We start from the raw sequence: 20868 nt of genomic DNA, 5'->3' as shown, positions 1-20868 counted from the left end.
ACTACGAACTTTGACCAGATAACGACTGAAGTCGTTACTACGAACTTTGACCAGATAACGACTGAAGTCGTTACTACGAACTTTGACCAGATAACGACTGAAGTCGTTACTACGAACTTTGACCAGATAACGACTGAAGTTTTTACTACGAACTTTGAGGGGGATGTAGGGGTTGGATTTAAAGTAATTTTTTGGGGGGATGGATGGGGATGATGACTGCGAATTCTGTTTCTTGACCGGGTTCGGAATGAACTTCTAATTTTCCCCCGTGTTTATCTACGACTATTTGATAGGCAATGGTTAAACCCAGTCCTTTTCCGGCACCGACGTCTTTGGTGGTGAAAAAGGGGTTGAAAATATTTGGGATTGTCTCTTTGGGAATGCCGATGCCATTATCGAAGATCCGAATCACCGCATGGGAAGGGGTGCGGGTTTCGGTACAAATCCGAATCCGGGGAGGTGCGGCAGGGGAATTGTGTAGAGGGGTGCGTTTTCCGACGGCATCGATCGCATTGTTCAGGAGATGAAAAAATACTTGATTGATATCACTGGGATAGCATTCCACCCGAGGTAATTTTCCATAGTTAATCTGAGTCTCAATTCCTTCTAAACGACCCTTTAAAATAGAGAGGGTACTATCCAATCCTTCATGCAAATCTACATCTTTCAGTTCCGCTTCATCCAGATGAGAAAAGGTTCGCAAGGATTCAACGATTTCTCGAATCCGCTTGGCTCCTCGTTTCATGGATTCTACGAGGGAAGGAAAATCGGCCATTAAAAATTCTAAATCTAATTCTTCCGCTGCTTCTTTCATCTCCGGTAGCGGATTGGGATAGTGTTTTTGAAAGAGTTGAATAAAGTCGAGCAGTTCTCGAATGTATTTTCCAGCATGATTCAAATTGCCATCAATAAAGGTGACGGGGTTGTTAATTTCATGAGCAATTCCCGCGACCATTTGACCGATTGAGGACATTTTTTCGCTTTGAATTAACTGAGCCTGGGTTTGTTGTAAATCCCGTAAGGTTTGGCTGAGTTGTTGATTGGATTGGCTTAATTGTTGCTGGGAGTGATAGAGTCGCAGTCCCGCCCTAACCCGGGCTAAAAGTTCCGCTGGATTGACAGGTTTAGAAAGAAAATCATCGGCCCCGGCATCAAGTCCTTGAATCCGGTCTTCTAAATCTACTTTGGAGGTGAGTAAAATAAAAAAGGTTTGGGCTAATTCTGGATTAGATTTGACAATGCGACAGACTTCTACCCCATCGAAATAAGGCATCACCCAATCGCAAATAATTAAGGCAGGATGGAGTTCGAGGGCGAGTTTTACCCCTTCTTCCCCATCTTTGGCAACGGTGACTTCATGACCTTCTAATTTTAAGTCTCGTTTAAGGAGTAAGCGGGTCGCGGAATCATCATCTATGATCAGAATTTTATCCATAGTATTTAGCCTGATGTATGATTGGTTTTAAACAGTCTATGTTTCATCTTATCATAATTTTAAATTCAAGACTAATTTAAGTTTAAAGGGACAAAAATTTGCCAAGAGCGTCATGGGTAAGGGCTTGGTTTAAGACTTATTCATCCGTTTTTTGGGCTGGATAAATTTCGAGAAGTTGATCCTTTTGACTTGAGGTCAGGTTAGTCATGGGAAACCGAGGTAAGATGACCGTTAAGGTGGTGCCGCTTGGTTGTTCTCCATCGCTGACTTCACTCTGGACGAGGATTTCTCCGCCATGAATTTCCACACATTTTTTGACAATGGCGAGTCCCATGCCTGTGCCTGAAATTGTACCGACGTTCCGGCAGCGTTGGAAGGGTTCAAACAGATGGGGTAGGTCTTCTGGGGGAATGCCAATTCCGCGATCTTTGACGTGAAAGATGGCGAAGTTTTGGCGAGCATCGCAAAGTTCCAGTTTAACTGGCAACCCTACTGGGGAATATTTGAGGGCGTTGGAGAGCAAATTCGTCAGGATATGCCGCAGTAATTTTTCATCCATACAGGCGGAGAGACTCGGTTGGGAAAGGATTAACTCAATCCCATGTAAGCCATTATCAATAAACTGCATATCATCAACTAATTGCTGACAAAATTGAACCAAGTCTAAAGGATTGCGGTTGCATTGCAGGCTGCCTGATTCCGCATGACCGATTAACAGGACATCATCAATCATTTGGGTCATGTTAACGGAAACACTTTGAATCCGTTGGATGGCTTGGAGCTTTTTATCGGCTTTTGAGTCGGGAAAGTCTTCTTGGTAATATTCCAGCAAGTCAGCGGAGGATAGAATCGTAGTCAGGGGGGTGCGAAATTCATGGGAAACCATTGATACGAAGTGGGTTTTGAGTTGATTGAGTTCTTTTTCTTTCGCCAGGGCTTTTAGGGTCTCTTCTTCGGCTTGCTTGCGTTCGGTGATATCGCGCCCGACGGCTTGAAACTCAACGAGTTCATCCCCAGAAAAGACAGCGCGTTCGGTCCAGTGATGCCAGCGCACTTCTCCATTGGGTAACACTGCTGCTTCTTCCCGATTGATGACAGGACAGTTGACAAAATCGCGCGCGAAGTCCGGGCGAAAGGGAACCACCGAGCCGTTCATAAGTTCCTCTCGGGTCATGGTAAAATACCGACAGTAGGCATCATTGACGAAGGTTACAGTGCCGTCGGGGGCAAAGCGACAGATAAATTCAGTTTGGTCTTCTATAATTGCCCGATAGCGGGCTTCACTGGCTCTGAGGGCGATGACAGCATCGGAGCGATCGCGATGGAGGCAAATCGCTGCGGCTGCCGCCCGCAAAATCGGCAGCAGAGAATCCAGATCTGCGATCGCACAATTCTCAAAGCCGATAAATCCGACTAATTCATCCTTGAGGGTCAGGGGTAACATCAACAAGGAATCCAGGTGCGCTTGCTCCAATATCTCCCGTTCCGTTTCGGGAAAATCGCTCACTTTCCCTGCGACAATTTCGCTCTTATTGAAGGTTTCAATCCAGCGCGAGGGTAAGGGGTTAGGAGGCATTAAACCCTCGGCTTCTGAGGACTTCTGTTGACTCCGGTAGCCGGTTGGGTCTTCTGCAAACCACTCACATAACACCAGAGGCTCGATTCCCGCCCGATCCTGATAAAGTTCGCTCATATAAGCGCGACTAGCTTGGGCCGCTTGTCCGAGGGGGGAGAGTAACTGAATATAGGAGGAATTAGCTTCTTCCGGGGTGGAATCTACAGCACTTAATAACTGTTGTTGAACTTCCACCAGGGCCGATAACTGTTGATTGGCTTGGCTTAATTGCTGGGTTAACTGGCGTAGTCGCAATCCCGCCCGAACTCGGGCCAGTAATTCATCACTTTCTATCGGTTTGGAGAGAAATTCATCGGCTCCCGCATCGAGACCTTGAATCCGATCATCAACTTGTCCGCGCACGGTGAGGAGGATAAAAAAGGTGGTGGCTAAGAGGGGGTCAGCTTTGATGCGGCGACAGACTTCCACGCCATCCACTAAAGGCATCATCCAATCGCAGACGATTAAATCCGGACGCAGTTCTTCGGCCAGTTGCAGTCCTTCGGCTCCATTTTTAGCCAAGGTTACATCATATCCCTGCATTTGGAGGTTTCGTTTCAGGAGTAAGCGCGTTACCCCATCATCATCGATAACGAGTATTTTTGACATAAGTAGGTGCCGGGGGACAAAGGACAAAGGACAAGGGACAATAGTCTCTTCTTCACTGTACATTTTTTCCGATTTCTATTCAAATTTCAATGGATTTTCGGCCCTCATCTTGGGTGGAATGGAGCATCTTTTTGAGACGATCGCCAGGGGTTCACAAGGGGTTAAACGGGCCAATCCTGCACCCATTTCTCAATTTGGTTTAAAATCGTTGTCAGTTGTCTCACCAGTTCCTCGGCCTCCTCAAAATTACTGTCTTTGGCTTGCTGTTCTAGGTTAGCTGCTAATGAAGGCATGGCGATCGCCGCAATGGTGGCGCTTCCCCCTTGAATTTGGTGTGCCTTACGTCCGAGGGTGACGGCATCGCCTTGGATGAGCGCTTGACTGGCATCTTCCAGATACTCTTTGCCATCGGCGATAAAGGCGGTGAGCAGTTCCACCGCAAACTGACGATCGCCTCGGGCAATTTCTAATAGGTGTTTTTCATCAATCGGAGGTTCCCCACCCGATGACGGGGATTCCGGTGATGGGTCTGGGGTGGGTCCCTCCGTTGAGTTGGGTTTGAGGGGAGCGGCGATCTCATGCTCCGGGGTCCGGTGGCCCCACTGGGCGATCGCCCGTTGTAAATCTTTGACAGAAACAGGTTTCGTGAGATAATCATCCATGCCTGCGGCCAGACATTTTTGGCGATCGCCTTCCATTGCGTATGCCGTCAACCCAATCACCACGGTATGTTGGCGGTCTCCTTCTCTGTGGCGAATCGCGCGGGTCGCGTCATACCCATCTAATACCGGCATTTGACAATCCATAAAGACCAGATTATACGCTTTGCCCTGCATTTTGTCCAGTGCTTCTTGTCCATTATTTGCACAATCTGCCTCAAATCCTAGGGATTCTAACTGATTCAAAACCACTTTTTGATTGATGCGGGTATCTTCCACTAATAAAATGTTCAAGGCATTTTTTGCAGCAGGTTCCGCGCTTTTACCCGGGAGCGGCGAGGAGGCAACCCAACTATCAGAGGCGGTAGAACCAGAACCTTCATGAACTTCTAAACTGATCCCGCGAATCAAACATTCCAACAACCGCGCTTCTTTAATCGGCTTAATCAAGTAAGCCGAGAACCCTAAATCTAAAAACTTTTGTGCCTGATAGGTCTCATTAATCGAAGTCATCATAATTAACGAAGTCCTGTCTAAAACGGGGTCCGTTAGAATAAGCTGTCCAAGAATTTCTCCATCCATTTTGGGCATCTGCATATCTAGCAAAGCTAGAGTAAAAGGATTCCCCTCAGCTACCGCTTTTCGCAAGAGTTTAATCCCTTCCAAACCATCCTCAGCTTCAGATACCTCCATCCCCCAGTGGCTTGCTTGCTGGCGCACCACCTGACGATTAATCGGAGAATCATCAACAATTAACAGCTTTTTTTCCCGGAGAATGGAGCAGGCAGCATCGAAGGAGGAGGGCTGGGTAAAGCCTAAATTCGGATTAGCATTTTCCACCTGTTCAAATTGCACCGTAAACCAGAAAGTTGAACCGACGCCAAATTGACTCTCTACCCCAATTTCACCCCCCATCAACTGGGTTAACTGCTTGCAAATGGCTAACCCCAGACCCGTTCCTCCATATTTACGAGTCGTTGAAGCATCCACCTGGGAGAAGGATTGAAAGAGTTTGTTGCGATCGCTAGGAGCAATCCCAATACCACTATCCCGAACGGAAAAAGCTAGGGTAAATCGGGCCGCTCCATCCGGCGCTTCTGGGAATATTTCCGGTGTCAATTCTGCCCAGTTGACCGTAATTACGACTTCTCCGCGTTCCGTAAATTTGATAGCATTTCCCAGCAAATTGGTGAGGATTTGTCGCAGGCGATTGGCATCGCCTTTAAGATATCGAGGAACATCGGGCGCAACCAGAACGGCTAATTCGATTTGTTTAGAAGCTGCCGATAAGGTAAACAAATCAACGGTTTCTTCTAGGGTGCGATTGAGGTCAAAATCATGATGTTCCAGGCGCATTTCTCCAGCTTCTAATTTGGAAAAATCGAGAATATCATCAATCAGGGTTAATAAATTTTCTCCGCTAATTTTTAGAGTCTGTACAAAGTCCCGTTGTTGGGCTGTGAGTTGGGTTCTGAGCAACAATTCTGTCATGCCTAGAACCCCATTCATGGGCGTCCGAATTTCGTGACTCATGTTCGCCAGAAATTGCGATTTAAGTCGAGCGGCTTCTAGGGCTTGTTCCCGAGCCTGGACTAATTCATCAATCTCACTGCTGACAATCACAATTCCCCCGATCGCCATATCAGCAGAATACCAAGGATGAATCGCCCAACTCACATAACGGTGGCTACCATCGGCATTTTCCCAGATATCTTCGGAACTGGACATCACGGTTCCCGTGAGTGCCTGTTGATGAATGTCCCGCCAGCGTGGGTCCAGATGGGAAAAAATCTCATAATAATTGCAGCCTAAGAGCGACGGCTGGGTAATCTGATAATCCAAACACCAGCGATCACTATAGGCAAGATAGCACATTTCCCGATCAAACATCGCCATCGCTACAGGAGCATGAGTGACGATTTGTCGTAATTGCTGACGTTCTTGTTCCAGTGCCGCTTCGTAACGCTTGCGTTCTGTAATATCCGTGGCGAGTCCATCAATGCGGATGGGAGTACCGGAGGCGTCATAAATAATTCGAGAGCGATCGCGCAGCCAACGAATTTCCCCGTCAGGCCGCACAATCCGATATTCGATATCTTTACTTTCAGGAGATGTGAGAACATCAAACAAAGGCTTGAGTTGTGCAGAGTCCTCGGGATGAATCACTGTGGCCCAAAGGTGGGGATTATTAAAGAATTCTTCGACTTTGCGACCGTAAATTTTCTCAGCAGCCTGATTCATGTATAATAAAGTACGGTGAGGCAAAGACACCGACCACAAGGTATCATCAATAGAACTGAGAATGTTATCCAGCCGCGCACTGGTTTCGAGTAAGGCGGATTCGGCGAGTTTGCGATCGCTAATATCGGCCCAATAACCGACGATTTCCAAGGGGTTTCCCGCGTGATCTCGGACTAATTTCTGTTCATCTCGCATCCATCGCCATTCCCCATTTTGATGTTGAAAGCGGTATTCATCCCGATTGGTCCCGGACTCTAACAAGTGAGTCCAACCGACTTGGAGGCGACTGGATTCCTCCGGATGGACTCGATTCCCCCAAAACCTGGGATTTTCTATAAATTCCTTCGGGTCATAACCCAACAAAGTGCTAACATTGGCACTAATAAAGGTAACCGCATGATCCCCGGTAGCTTTGCGGCTGTAAATCACCGCTGGACTGGACCGCAGCAAATATTGCAGGCGTTCCGTTGCCATGCGTTGTTCTAAATCTGCTTGCTTGCGATCGATGCCGATGGCAATGCGATCGGCGATCGTCCTGAGATAATCTAGGGTGGTTTCCTTTAAGGGGTTGTGAGCAAAAATTTCCATGACCCCCACCACCCGATCATCCACAATCAAGGGATAGCCTGCAAAAGCCATGAGTCCAGATTGCTGCACCCATTCGCCAACACCGGGGTGAGTGAGAGCGTCATTGCTCCAGTAGACTTGACGTAATTCGGCAATCTGTTGGGGGTTAAATTGACCCAGAGGGGTGCGATCGCCCTCGGGAGGCATACAGAGTCCGGCGCTGGCTTGCAATTCCAAGTTTTGACCCGAATCCAACGTCCAGATGGCAACCCAGGCGGCATCCAGATGATGAACTATCTCCATCGCGCACCGTTGGACAATCTGACGTAAACTTCCCGCCTGAGTGAGAGCCACCCCAACTTCCGCACCGAGGTTTGCTTGTTGCGATCGCTCTCGTAATTTATCTTCCGTCCGCTTCCGTTCGGTGATATTCGTCGCCGTCCCCGTGGTTCCCAATACATTTCCCTGTTCATCATGCAAAGCCACAGCATTAAAGCTCAGATAAATGGCACTCCCATCTTTCCGAAAATGTTCCGTTTCATACTGAGAATAGGATTTGCCAGCTAACAGTTCTTGGAAAATTTGCCAATCGGTTTGGGCCGCAAGCAGAGGCTGAAATGCGGTGAACGGACGCCCTAACATTTCCTCGGGTTCATAGCCGTAAATATGACGAGTTGCCGGATTCAAAAAAGTCCAACAACCTTGATGATCCACAGACCAAATTAAATCCTGTGAGGTGTCCACCAAATCCCGATATTTACGTTCACTAGCCCGAATCGCTTCTTCCGCTTGTTTGCGATAGGTAATATCCGATAACGTCGTCAACATGGCGGCTTCGCCATTAAAGGTAATAAACTGAATGGAGATCAAAACCCAAAATGGAGTACCCGTGGCATTTTTGATATGCAATTCATACCCAGAAAGAAAGCCATCTTTCTTTAATTGAGCCAGCATCACGGCGCGATCGCTGGGATTAACATAAAAGTCGGGAGTTCTTTGGCCGATTAACTCGGAGAGTGAAATCCCTAACAGTTCCCCAAGCAGTTCATTGGCATAAACAATCGTGCCATCAGAAATCTGACTAATCAGTAAGGGAACTGATGTACCTTGAGCAATGGCTCGAAACCGTTCTTCACTTTCCCGTAAGGCTTGCTCTACTTGCTTGCGTTCGGTGATATCATCTAGGGTACCATAGAGGCCCAAAACTGTTCCCGCTTCGTCCAAGTAATGACTACCACAAACATTAACCCATCGCCGGTTACCATCTTGGGTCCGCAGTTGAATTTCAAAGCAATTGTAGTGAATCGGGTCATCGGTGAGTAAGGCCAATCCTTCCTGACCCCGGGACCGATCTTCCTCGACCATAAAGGTTAAAAAAGATTGTCCGAGGCTTTCTTCTACGGTAAATCCAGTCATTTCGGTCCAAGCTGGATTGAGGAAGGTCCAACAGCCTTGTTTGTCGGTTTGAAAAATGACTTCTTTAATATGATCGACCACGGATCGGTATTTAGATTCGCTGGTCCGCAGGGCTAATTCAGTTTGGTGGCGTTGTTCGATTTCTTGTTGTAATTGCTGATTGATCCGTTGTAATTTGGCGGTGCGATCGGCAACTAATTCTTCTAAATGTTCCTGATAATGTCGTAACTCTTCTTGGGTCCGGAATCGTTCGCACTCTTCCATGCCTAAGGCTACAAAGTCAGCGAGGGAGGAGATCAGTTGTTGATCCTCTAGCAACCAATTTCGCCGAATGTGCATTTGTTCGCAACAGAGCACCCCCACCACTTGACCCCCCAAGCGAATCGGTGCATCCAGCATAGAGGCAATTCCCAAGGGGGTGAGATAACCGGCGGAAAATTCTCGGGTGGCGGGATGGGTGTGAGCGTCATCAGCGGCGATCGCCCGGTTGCTGGCGAGGGCCTCGAAATAGTTGGGATACTCCTGAGCAAACAGTTCGAGGCCTTCGGAATGCCGTTGTTCGGGACTTTCGAACAAATCCACCGCTCGAATGGCGGAGCGATCGCGATTATACCACCAAATACTCACTCGTTCTACTTCTAGGGTTTGTGCCGCAACTTCTGTAATCTCCTGGCAGGTTTTGGTAAAATCCCCCTCTTTGCCTCGGTGAGAGGTGGTGAGGGCTAATAGGGCCTCGTTTTGTCGTTGGATCAGGCGTTGTTTGTGTGGTTCAAGCTGGCGATCGCAGAGGATCCGGTCCCGATGCTGAATCCCCCGTCGAATTGTCCGAATCAGCAAGGGTTCAGTGAGTTCCGGAGTAAACAAACAGCCGAGTGCGCCAGCGGCGATCGCCTGTAATGCAAATTCCTCATCCTCCCCCGGAATCACGGCCACAATTCCCGGTAAAACGGGGGTTTTCGACTCTGGGGAGTCTTCCGGTAATGTCGTCTCATACAGGCGATGCAGGCGATCGAGTTCCCCTGTCCGATCCGGCGACAACTCCAGGACGATCGCATCAAACTGTTGCTGTTTTAACCGGGCGATCGCCGCCTCTACGGAGTCAATACAGGTTAATTCGCTTTCCAGGGTCGGTGTTGCTTTATAAAGCGTTTGAATCGGTTGATTTTTGTTCAGGGTATTCTCAACCCACAGAATTTTCAGAACCAAATGGTTTGACATAAATTAAATTTTATAGAATTGACGGGAGCAATGAACGACCAGTTACCCGGTAACCCGCCTTGTTCATCTCCCCCTTAAAAAATAGTACCCTATTCAGATTAATTTACCCTGAATCTAAATGAGCCGCCCCAGGGGGCAAGATGCTCCCACTCCTTGTTGTGAGGAGTATTTTCCTCCGTTGCCGGAGTATCTCGCTCCTGAATAGCCGTAGAGAGCAAGATGCTCCCACTTTTTTTTAAACTTGCACAATTTCGACAAGACTGGCTATAAATCTCGCCCAACTCTTTTAAATTGATGCAATTTTTAAGCCGAAATAAGTCAAGATTAAATCTGGAGAACTATTATTCACCACCTCATGAACTTCTCCCGGTTCTATCGCAATGCCAGTCCCCATTTCTATCGGATAGTCGGTGCCATTGACCCGAATTAATCCAGACCCTTGAGAGACAAAAAACACCTCACACATATCCCCATGAGCATGGGCGGCAGCCACTTGACCCGGAGCAAATTTCGCCTGGGAAAAATTGGTAAGGTTTGGCAGTTCTCCCAGGGTAAGCTCATCTAATTTATTATAAACAGTTACAAAAATAAATCTCGATATGTGGTGGGTTTCATCCGCTCGCTATCAGTTCTATAATGCCTCAACTCATCCCACGCTTTTTAATCAAGTTAAAACTTGGTGTGAAGCAGCTAAAACCCACAATTTTTCCGGAATTGAGATAAGTTATGATGTCCGCACCGAAAAGGGACACCATCGGCTTGAAACGCGGAAAGTTTGGGCAGTTCCTGTAGGGGTGTTAGCAAGACTTTATAAACCAGAAGAATGGGAGAGTCTTCAAACTATTGTTATCGTAGGAAGAACCCGAAATCTTTGGAATAAAACGACTCATGAAGTTCAGTTTTACCTCAGTTCATTGCCAGTAAATGCCCAGCTTAATGGTCAAGCTATTCGTCAACATTGGAGCATTGAGAACTAACTCCACTGGACTTTAGATGTAACTTTTCATGAAGATAAATGCCCCATTCGCTCTTTGAACAGTCCCAGGAACTTGGCCGTCCTCAGACCTATGGCACTCAATACCCTCAACCATAAAACCATTGTCCAACTTAGCTTGCGAAAAAAAAGAGACCGGGCAGGTATGAATGATGGCTATATGATGACGATTCTGAGTTCCTTTTGTCACGCTTGATTGAGATGAGCTTACCCTAGAATCAGCCTTTCGATCCCAAGTTTTTATCCACAGCCTTTTGACAGGTCAATCCAGTATCTATAGGACAGCCAAAATTAGATTTGGAAAGGCGATCGCCGTTTTGTGATGCCCTCCACCCCAAAACAGCGATCGCATTATGCGCCTCAACGGGAAAATCCCCCCAATAGCGATTCGCATCACCCGTGACAATCCCATCCTTCCCCATCGCCAATATCTGTGCCATAATTGGGCAAGCCTAACCGCTTGCAGAATTGCCTGCGGGGGATCCAGTAGGACCCGCCTGCTTTCACAAAACCGAATAAATCGCTCTACATCAGCAAACCATAAGGGCGATCGCCAGATTAGCCAAACCTTAAACAGTATGAGCCTTTGCATTAACCCCCATTGCCGCCAACCGGATCGCCCGGATAATCTCAATCGCCGCTACTGTCAAAGTTGCGGTTCCGACTTACTCCTCGAAGGGCGCTATCGCGTTATGCGACTGTTGAGCGATAGTAGTGGTTTTGGTAACATTTACGAAGTTGATGACCATAGCAGTACCCCAAAAATTACCCCAAAAGTCCTAAAAGTCCTGAAAGAAGAGTGGAATAGCAACGCAAAAGCCGTTGAACTGTTTCAGCGAGAAGTCAAAGTTTTGGGGCAACTCTCTCATCCCGGCATTCCCCAAGTCGATAGTTACTTCCAGTATCAGACAAAACCGGGTGTGGGGCTGCACTGCATTGTCATGGAAAAAATTGAGGGGGTAAATTTACAAGAGTGGTTAGCGCAAAAGCAAAATCAAGGCATTACTCAGGCACAAGCGATTAAATGGTTAAAAGAAATCGCCGATATTTTGCAGATTGTCCATGAGAAGCAGTTTTTTCATCGGGATATTAAGCCGCCAAATATCATGCTGCGCCCCAATGGACAATTGGTATTGATTGATTTTGGCACAGCACGGCAAGAAACTTATACTTATTTAGCGAAAATGGGTGGGGCGGGCACCATTACCTCCGTGAGTTCAGCCGGATATACGCCTCCAGAACAGCAGCATGGTCAAGCCCTACCCCAATCCGATTTTTTTGCCTTGGGACGGACGTTTGTGTATTTATTAACTGGAGGGGATCCGGTTGATTTTTATGATGTTCATAATGATGAGTTAAACTGGCGCGGTCATGTTTCAGGAACCTCGCCCCTGTTCTTAGATTTTATCGATAGTTTAATGGCGCGAATTCCTAGCAAAAGACCTTGGAATGCTCGGGAATTATTGCAGCGCATTGGGGAACTGGAACGCCAGTTAGAGACAACTCCTAAACGCCAGTTAGAGACAACGGTAGATCTGAATCCACCTCCTAACTCGTCACAAGAATGGCGTAATCGGTTACTATATCGTCGGCCTGTAAGTCAAGTGGAAGCGGGTTTATTGATGGGGCTATTTATCCTGGGGGCGTTGGGCGGCGCAGGCGTAGGTTTGTATAGCTATCTAAAAGAGACTCCCTGCGTTTTCAGGAGAGAAAGCTATTGCGATCTCAGCCTAGCAAACACACTAGAAAATCGTTCTATAGCTAATTCTATGGTAATTAGCCCGGATGGGCAGACCCTTGTCACTGGCAGTGATGATAAAACGATTAAAATCTGGAATCTGGCAACCGGGGATTTAATCCACACCCTAGAGGGTCATGTCGGCAGGGTTAATTCTGTAGCAATTAGCCCCGATGGGCAGACCCTTGTCAGTGGCAGTGATGATAAAACGATTAAAATCTGGAATCGGGAAACCGGCGATTTAATCCGCACTCTAGAGGATCATTTCGGCATAGTTAATTCTGTAGCAATTAGCCCCGATGGGCAAACCCTTGTCAGTGGCAGTGATGATGGAAGGATTAAAGTTTGGAATCTGGAAACCGGGGATTTAATCCGCAGCATCACCAACCAGGGTGAGTACCCTGTTTTCAACGGGGTTAATTTTGTAGCAATTAGCCCCGATGGGCAGACTCTTGTCAGTGGTAGTAGTCCGCCATTCACTGCTATCAATATCTGGGATCTGGCAACCGGGGATTTTATCCGCACTCTAGAGGGCCCTTCCAGCATGATTGAGTCTATAGCAATTAGCCCCGATGGGCAGACCTTTGTCATTGGCACTTGGAACAATATCAGAATCCGGAATCTGGCAAGTGGGCATTTAATTCGCACCCTATACGGTCATTCTAAGTCGGTTTATTCTGTAGCAATTAGCCCCGATGGGCAGACCCTTGTTAGTGGCAGTAAAGACAATACTATCAAAATTTGGAATCTGACAACCGGAAATTTAATTCGCACCCTAAAGGATCCTTACAGCAATGTTTATTCTGTAGCAATTAGCCCCGACGGGCAGACCCTTGTCAGTGGCATTGGAGATACTATCAAAATTTGGCGCAAGAAGTAAAGGGAAGTTATTATCATCCAGGTTTTTCCCCGTTTCGGGACAATTTTCGCGCCGATGCCTTGGTTTCCCTCATGTAGAGACGCCGATAAGAGCGCGTCTCTCCAGCAGCTATGCCACCCACAGACAACTGTTATTTTACACTAACCTAACCCTGTATGGCCGCACCTTCTCCATTATCCTTATGTTAGCATAAAATGGAAAAAGGTCAACCACAGATTTCACAGATTTTCACAGAAAAATATGGCCAAAACTTAACTTATCTATTCGTGCGATTGGAAGTTCTCCCGCCTTGAGCATTACTTTTTTTTGAATCGCCGGATTATGGAAAACGGATTCTAGGGGGAGATGGTTTAAGGATGTAATTTTCATCGAACTTTAGCCAAATTTAGCGCAATTGTTGAGCGGCGGTTTTGAGGGTTTCTAGCAACTCTAAGGGCAGATGAAATTGATTGAGGTGGCTGGATAGTCTCCCATCAATACTCGGTCCATGATAGTCACTGCCGCCGGTCATCAATAGCCCATATTCTGCACAAAATTGTTCTAATTTCTGGACTTGTTGGGGGGTATGATGAGGATGATAGACTTCAACCCCCATTAAACCCGCTTCGACCAGTTCTTTTAAGACCGTTTCTACAGCGCCACCGCGAAACAAATAGGGATGCGCCCAGACGGGAACTGCACCACAACTCCGCAACATATTAATCCCATCTTGAATGGAAAATTTTTCATAATGAACGTAGGCGGGTTTGTCTTCTCCAATCCACCGTTCAAAGGCTTCTTGACAGGTTTTAATATAACCGGCTTTGAGTAAGGCGGCGGCAATGTGGGGACGTCCGGGGGCCATGCCACCTTTTGAAGGGGGTAATTCCACCGGATAGCCGAGGGCGGCTAATTTGTCGAGGGTTTGTTGTGCGCGGTCAATTCGGCCTTGCAGTCGTTCGTTTAAGGGTTGTTGTAATTTTTCTCGGTCAGGATAAAAGCCTAAAATATGCAGCGATCGCCCGTTATGCACCGTACTCAGTTCCAGTCCCGGAACGATTTCGATCGCCAAAGATTCCGCAGCGGCGATCGCTTCGGGCCATCCGGACATGGTATCATGGTCCGTAATCGCCAAGGCCTGGACCCCGGCGGCTACTGCCTGTTCCACCAGTTCAGTCGGGGTCAAAGTACCATCGGAATAGGTCGTGTGACAGTGAAGTTCTAGCATGATTTAATTCTACCTAAAATCGCCTTTATGATTGCTTATTCAGTTCTTGAAAATTATAGCCGATTGTCGGACTCAGGGCAGGAAAAAAACCCGAGTGGGATTAGGGACTTGAGCAGATCGGGTCAATTCGGGGTCAAAGTTTGGCCGCGAGGGGAAGACTTTATCCGTTCTTAAAAAGCTGACGTTCGGCTAGAATTAGCTTTAAAGCGGCTTCACTGTCCACAGGTTTAGAGAAAAAATATCCCTGAGCGTAATCACACTCTAGGGTTCGCAGGAGTTCCACCTGTTGGGCGGTTTCGACCCCTTCGGCGATCGCATCCAAACCGAGGGTATGCGCTAAAGCAATAGTGGTCTGAACGATGTCACAACTTTCATCTAATCCCCGCATCCGGCTCACAAAACTGCGGTCAATTTTGAGGGTATTGATCGGCAGTTCGTGTAACCGTGCCAAGGACGAGTAACCTGTCCCAAAATCATCAATGGATAGATTAATTCCCAGGGCTTTAATTCGGTCCAGAAGTGCTAAGGCGGCCCCGGTATTTTTGAGGATCACACTTTCAGTAATTTCTAACTTTAAGTAACGGCCACAAATCCCACTGGAACGCAGGGTCTGCTCAATCCGTTCGATGATACCGATTTGACCAAAGTTGACCCCGGAAATATTGACGCTGACGGTTAAATCCGCTGCTGCCGGATATCGCTGTTGCCACCACCCCAACTGACGACAGGCTTCGCTCATGACCCAGCGATCGATCGCGCCAATCTGTCCGGTTTCCTCAGCTACGGGGATAAATTCCCCGGGAGAGACCAAACCTCGAATTGGGTGATGCCAGCGCACCAGGGCTTCAAATCCCACAATATTGCCCGTAGCGAGGGAAACGATGGGCTGATAGTACACTTGAAACGGCTGGTTTTCTGGGCGGGTGGGATGGACGGTATGTGCGATCGCCCGTTGCAAATCGGTTTCCAACTGTAAGCGAGCGATCGCCCCTTCATGCATATCCTGGGCAAAGGGAACAGACTGGCCCTGACCTTGCTGTTTGGCGTAATGAAGGGCGGTATCAGCGTCGCGCAGCAGTTCCCCCGATCGCTGATAGCTGCCGTTATCCAGCGCAATTCCGATACTCACGGAAGAAAAAATTTCATGTTCATCCAGGGAAAAGGGAAACCGCATGGCGGATTGGATGCGATCGGCAAGCTGGGTCACATCGGCGAGGCAGGTGATATCCGTGAGCAAAATGGCGAACTCGTCCCCCCCAATGCGAGCGAGGGTTGCCCCGGGATTTAAACAGGACTGGAGGCGTTGTGCGGTGGCAACCAGGAGGCGATCGGCTACCCAATGACCGAGGCTATATTTGACGATTCGGAAGCGGTCGATATCCAGTAACAGGACTGCGACTTTGGCCGATCGCACCTCCCCGGTGGACGCCTCGCTGGTGGATGCGGTCGTGCGGAGGTGATTGTGAGCATTCTGCATGGCGATTCCCAGACATCTCACAAATGAACAGCGGTTCGCCAATCCCGTCAGGGGGTCAGTGAAGGCATAGCGCCGGAGGAGATCTTGGATATGCTTGCGATCGGTGATATCCCGGGCCACCCACAGGACCCGATCGCCATTGAGGGGGGAGAGTTTGGCGGAAAATGCTATGGGGCGATCGCCCAGGGAGAGTTCATACTCCAGACTAAAAGATTTTTGTTCCCGGATTGTTCTTTGGATGTAGTCTAAAAAGCGGTCGGCTAAGGGAGACTCAAAAATATCATGGAGGGTTTTGCCCACCAGTTGGGATGCGGCACGTTGTAGCAAGGGAGAATCCGTCGGCAGAATTTTCAGATAGCATCCTCGGGCATCAAACAGCAGGACCACTTCGTTAATCGCATTTAACAGGGTGGTCATTTCCGTATTCATCGATTGCAGGGTTAGTTCACTCTGCCAGCGATCGGTGATGTCTTGCACCATTGAGAGAATCCCGGCAAACTGACCTTTGGGGGTAAACAAGGGGGTATTATACCACTCACAAACAATGGTTTGGCCCGACTTTGTGAGATTTTCGTTAATGCTATGGGCTGTGAGGTCTCCTTGGGTGAGACGTTGCAAAATTTGGGCAACCTGCGATCGCGTCTGGGGGGGGACGATCGGATCCGGGGTCTGACCGATGATTTCCTGACGACTATAGCCAAATAGTCTTTCGGCCCCAGCATTCCAAGCGAGAAAGCGACCTTCGGCATCAAAGAGAATATGTGCGAGGGGCATTCGCTGGATATGGAGTTGCAAGAATTCTAGCCCGGGATCTCCGGATTGGACGCTCTGCGGGAACAAGGGGTTGATTTGAGGCGATTCTACCCCAGGGTACAAAGTTCGGGACGACTGTTCTGCTGTTCCCTGTGCTATATTTAGGCGAGAACCGGGTTCTCCCCCATCCCGAGGGCCAAGAATGACCGGAGAGTTTTCCCGGGGGACAGATTGACCTTTTCCGAGATCCTTTAGGAGAGCGTCCGGTTGCACTGTGGCGGTTAAGCTGGATTTTCGGAAGCGGGCGATCGCCAGATAAAGCAATGCAAGAGTTGTGACAATTAAACTCAAGACCCACGCCAACTCCCCTACGGGGGCCAGGGCGATCGCCTGGGGTAAAACCCTGACTTGGAACAGTCCTAAGCAAACTAGGCCTGGATGGGTCCAGACTATCACTCTGCCTGGACCCGCGAAATTGAATTCCCATTCATCGGCGATCTCTCGTTTCATAAGCTTTCACTTTTTCTTGATAATGCTTCTAACTTTTGTGAGTTGTGCCCTAAAAATTATAGAGATACGCGAGTTATAATAGGCCGAAGAAGTACATCACTTTTGAGAGAAAATGCTGGCAAATTTTTAAAGTTAAAATGAAACCTAAAATCTGATGGTTGCCTTCTATCCAGATTCAGGATTTGGTCGGGTCGATTCCGTTGCCAGCAGTTTTCCCGTTCCCAAGGAATAGAGGGGTAAATCCTCTCTGATTGAATTAAATGATTTGGGTCAATTCTGCCCCTCCATAACTTCATTTTCTTTGCTCCTTTGTCCGGGTTAGCCCTTCCATTCCGTGACGGAATAGCGCTTCTGCTTAGGGTGTTCCAACAAATAAATCATCCAAATCCCGATGGTTAAGCACCTAACAAGACTGTGTTAGCCCGCGCAGGCGGGCTTTGTCCTGTGAGCCTCCAGGCTTTCTAAGCGGAACGCTCCGCGAACAGCCTGCGGGTTTTTTGGGGATTTTATTTTTTGGAGTTCCCTTAGAAGATAGTCGCCACAAGTGCTGGAATGATTTTTATATTTTAGCAGATTTTTTCCCTAATTTAGGATGTGTAAGACCCCTCATCTGAGCATTGATGAAACCGGGTCTTGAGTCCAAAAAGTTAATTGATTCATAGCGATTGAGTTGAATTTCAAAGCGATCGGCCAAGAGTAGATAGATATCCCTTGAAATGAACAATTCACCACAACCGACTCACTCTAAAGACTGACCCCGTAAGTTGGGATCACCCTTCACCCTTGCACCGATCGCCTGCTGTTTCTAACGGAAGACTGCTCTAATTCGGGAGCAACATCAGGGTATCTCTCGTACTCGCTTCTACCCCCGGACGACTACTCATCATGGGGTGATAATCCAGATTGCGCCACAGGGGTATCAAATCACTATAATGAAGGTGGAAAGCATGACCGGATTGCCCTGTGGACATCACCGCAACGGACCCATTCAAATCGCTCAAATCCAAAATCATCCGCATGGATGGAATCCAAGTCACCTCAAAGGAATTTCGAGCATTCCAGGCGTTTGCATTCACAATGGCATTCCCACCGGATATCGGGACTCCACCGCGATTAAAAATCGCCTCAATCGGAGCAATTCCTGACTGACCTAAACTTTGATTTCTAAAAGTCGCCCGATGCAAATCCCCCCATTGCCAGCGTTGGGGATTTTTACCTAAGCGCTTTTCCAGGTCTGCCACCGCTTCAGCAAAGGCTTGTTGAAAGATAAAATCGCGGTCTTCTACTTCCGGTGTGAGTACATTATCCCACCAAAAACTATCCGGGCGATCGACTAAATCGGCCATAACTTTAATCCAGCGATGACCGCCATTTGGCCAAAAGTCAAACAGCAAATTATCATGAAACGTTGCTGCAAGTAACTGTTTCCAAAATCCTTCAAAAATAGCCGCTTCCGGACTCGTTTCCTCCGCCTGAAAATCCCAACCCTGTAATAAGTCGCGAATCCTTTCCAGGCGGGAATCTTCAAAGGGCTGATTGAGCAAAATTGGGACTAACTTTTCAGCATTGAGATTTTTATTATCTCCTTGAATTTCCCGAAAGGATTCAACATCAAAACTCCCCTCCTTGGCCCTCACCCGTTCCAGAATCCGTTGAGCACGAAATCCATAGTCCCAATCTTTAGTAATCAGATAGGGATAACTCTCATCAACAACGGCATTATTCGCCGTGACAATATAACCCGCAGGAGGATTGAACGTAAAGGGGAGTTGCTCAAAGGGAATATAGCCCTTCCACTCCTGTTCATCGGTCCAACCGGGCACGGGATAGCGACCATCACTGTTGGTTCTAATCGGCACTTTACCGGGCATTTGATAGCCGATATTTCCGTCAATATCAGCATAGATAAGATTTTGAGGAGCAATATCAAAATCCTGGGCAGCTTTGCGAAAATCCTGCCAATTTTGGGCTTGATTCAATTGGATAATTGCGGGAAATAGACGGGCCGGTTCTAAACCTGTCCAGCGCAAAGCGATCGCATAAATGTCCGAGTTACTGCGGGTTAGATCCGGAACCAGCAAAGGTTTGACCTTGGAATAAGTTGAGGAGATAATGGGTCCATGCCGGGTGTAACGCACGGTTTCTACTACGGGTTGACTCCCCGCAATTTCGATGGTTTCAGGGACTTGCTCCATGTCCACCCAGTTGCCATTTACTTCATACTGATTGGGATTTTCAGGATTAATTTTTTCAATATATAGGTCCATCGTATCGGCCCCAACATTGGTAAATCCCCAGGCAATGCGATCGGTATGACCAATAATCACTCCCACCATGCCAGCGAAGGAAAATCCCGTGATATCGTAGGGACAATCTGGGGTTTTAGCATGACAATGTAAACCCATTTCATACCAAATCGAAGGCATTTGGATTCCTAAATGAGGGTCATTGGCGAACAGGGGTTTTCCCGTGGCAGTTTTGGCACCGGAAACCACCCAACTGTTCGACCCAATTTCCCCGCCTCGGGGACCCGTGAGAGTTTCCAGGGCGGATATTTGTTCAGAAACTGAATTGAAAGTGGGGGAAAGCTGCGAGGCGATCGCCGCTATAGAAACAGGGGCATCTTCCGATGTAATTTCCCCCAACTGCTTCCCGATTAAATCCGGTTTTCCTTGGGCAATTTTCCAATCCGGCAGAATAACCGGGGCTTGATTAGAATAGGGGGGGAATAGCTCATTTACCTGTTCCGGAGAATAGGTTTGAAGTAATACAGCCCGCTCGATTTCTTCATCCATATTTGTGCCTAAATCCCAGGCCATCACCTTCGCCCAAGTGAGGGTATGTTCCGGTTGCCAAGGTTCTGGTTGATAACTGGGATTCATCACCTTTAGAACGCCATATTCCAAACTTAACTCGGTGCCCTGATGGTCTTGAAGATAGGCATTCACCCCTTCCGCATAAGCGGTTAAAGGTTCTAGGAATTCATCGGATAAGGTTTGGACTTCTGTTTCGGCAATTCTGGCCCATCCTAGGGTGCGTAAAAACTGATCGGTTTTCAGTTGTGAGTCACCGAAGAGTTCCGAAAGACGACCGGCACCGAGATGTCGCCAAAAATCCATTTGCCAAAAGCGGTCTTGGGCGTGAATGTAGCCTTGTGCTAGAAATAAATCATGCTCATTGGAGGCATAAATATGGGGAATTCCATAAGCATCCCGTCGCACCTCAACGCGATCGCTCAATTGGGGTAACAGAATCTGGCCCGATTGTTGCGGCCAAGAATCCGTCACCCAATATAAGGTAAGGGAGGCGATGGTAACCGTGAGGATCACAGCGATCGCCCCGAAAATTTGCAAGCCTTTACGAAACTTGGGCATCATGAAATCATCACTACAATACTACAATGAGGGTGTAAGGGTATTCCAACAAATAAATCATCCTTGCTTTGATGCGATCGCACCTAACAAGGCTCTTTTAGCCCGCGCAGGCGGGCTTTGTCCGTGTAGCCCCACCCTTCAGGGTGCGGGTTTTTTGAAGGTTTTATTTTTTGGA

Annotated in this window: 11 protein-coding genes; 3 read left to right on the top strand and 8 right to left on the bottom strand. The window is 47.9% G+C overall.

Annotated features, from left to right (window positions below):
* Window positions 1-213, top strand: a 213-nt coding sequence (locus NG833_RS06175; RefSeq protein WP_254564436.1) for a hypothetical protein, incomplete at its 5' end; no start/stop codon positions are given.
* Here the strand turns inward: NG833_RS06175 and NG833_RS06170 are convergent.
* From NG833_RS06170 to NG833_RS06155, 4 genes are all read right to left on the bottom strand, one after another.
* Window positions 179-1435, bottom strand: a complete 1257-nt coding sequence (locus NG833_RS06170) for a response regulator (protein ID WP_254564435.1) — start codon at window positions 1433-1435, stop codon at window positions 179-181. The genes NG833_RS06175 and NG833_RS06170 overlap by 35 nt on opposite strands.
* 136 nt (window positions 1436-1571) lie before the next feature.
* Complete coding sequence (locus tag NG833_RS06165; protein ID WP_254564434.1) at window positions 1572-3659, bottom strand: response regulator; 2088 nt, start codon at window positions 3657-3659, stop codon at window positions 1572-1574.
* A gap of 161 nt (window positions 3660-3820) precedes the next feature.
* Window positions 3821-9760 (bottom strand): PAS domain S-box protein, encoded by a 5940-nt coding sequence (locus NG833_RS06160; RefSeq protein ID WP_254564433.1) that lies wholly within the window; start codon window positions 9758-9760, stop codon window positions 3821-3823.
* 286 nt (window positions 9761-10046) lie between these two features.
* Window positions 10047-10301 carry a cupin domain-containing protein gene (locus NG833_RS06155; RefSeq protein WP_256555841.1) on the bottom strand — a complete coding sequence of 85 codons (255 nt, stop codon included), beginning with the start codon at window positions 10299-10301 and terminating at the stop codon, window positions 10047-10049.
* A 58-nt stretch (window positions 10302-10359) separates the two neighbouring features.
* Here NG833_RS06155 and NG833_RS06150 point away from each other — a divergent pair, with 58 nt between their 5' ends.
* Window positions 10360-10737 carry an ISAs1 family transposase gene (locus tag NG833_RS06150; RefSeq protein ID WP_254564431.1) on the top strand — a complete coding sequence of 126 codons (378 nt, stop codon included), beginning with the start codon at window positions 10360-10362 and terminating at the stop codon, window positions 10735-10737.
* Window positions 10738-10972: 235 nt separating this feature from the next.
* Here NG833_RS06150 and NG833_RS06145 read toward each other — a convergent pair whose 3' ends face one another.
* Window positions 10973-11194, bottom strand: a complete 222-nt coding sequence (locus NG833_RS06145) for a hypothetical protein (protein WP_254564430.1) — start codon at window positions 11192-11194, stop codon at window positions 10973-10975.
* Window positions 11195-11332: 138 nt separating this feature from the next.
* Between NG833_RS06145 and NG833_RS06140 the strand changes: the two genes are divergently transcribed.
* Window positions 11333-13372: a serine/threonine-protein kinase gene (locus NG833_RS06140; RefSeq protein ID WP_254564429.1), complete on the top strand. Its 2040-nt coding sequence runs from the start codon at window positions 11333-11335 to the stop codon at window positions 13370-13372.
* A 385-nt stretch (window positions 13373-13757) separates the two neighbouring features.
* On the opposite strand, the gene NG833_RS06135 is transcribed toward NG833_RS06140, so the two are convergent.
* The 3 genes from NG833_RS06135 to NG833_RS06125 form a co-directional block, all read right to left on the bottom strand.
* Entirely contained in the window at window positions 13758-14579 is an 822-nt protein-coding gene (locus NG833_RS06135) for a PHP domain-containing protein (protein ID WP_254564428.1), read from the bottom strand.
* 160 nt (window positions 14580-14739) lie between these two features.
* On the bottom strand, window positions 14740-17319 hold the full coding sequence (locus NG833_RS06130; protein ID WP_254564427.1) for an EAL domain-containing protein: 2580 nt from the start codon (window positions 17317-17319) through the stop codon (window positions 14740-14742).
* A gap of 821 nt (window positions 17320-18140) precedes the next feature.
* A complete protein-coding gene (locus NG833_RS06125) occupies window positions 18141-20696 on the bottom strand; it encodes a penicillin acylase family protein (protein ID WP_254564426.1) in 2556 nt (851 codons plus the stop codon).
* Window positions 20697-20868: the final 172 nt, after the last annotated feature.

The organism is Oscillatoria sp. HE19RPO, assembly GCF_024220515.1.
Classification (GTDB): domain Bacteria; phylum Cyanobacteriota; class Cyanobacteriia; order Cyanobacteriales; family Laspinemataceae; genus Laspinema.
The sequence above is the reverse complement of the archived record's forward strand: the minus strand, read 5'-3'. Positions and strand labels throughout refer to the sequence as shown.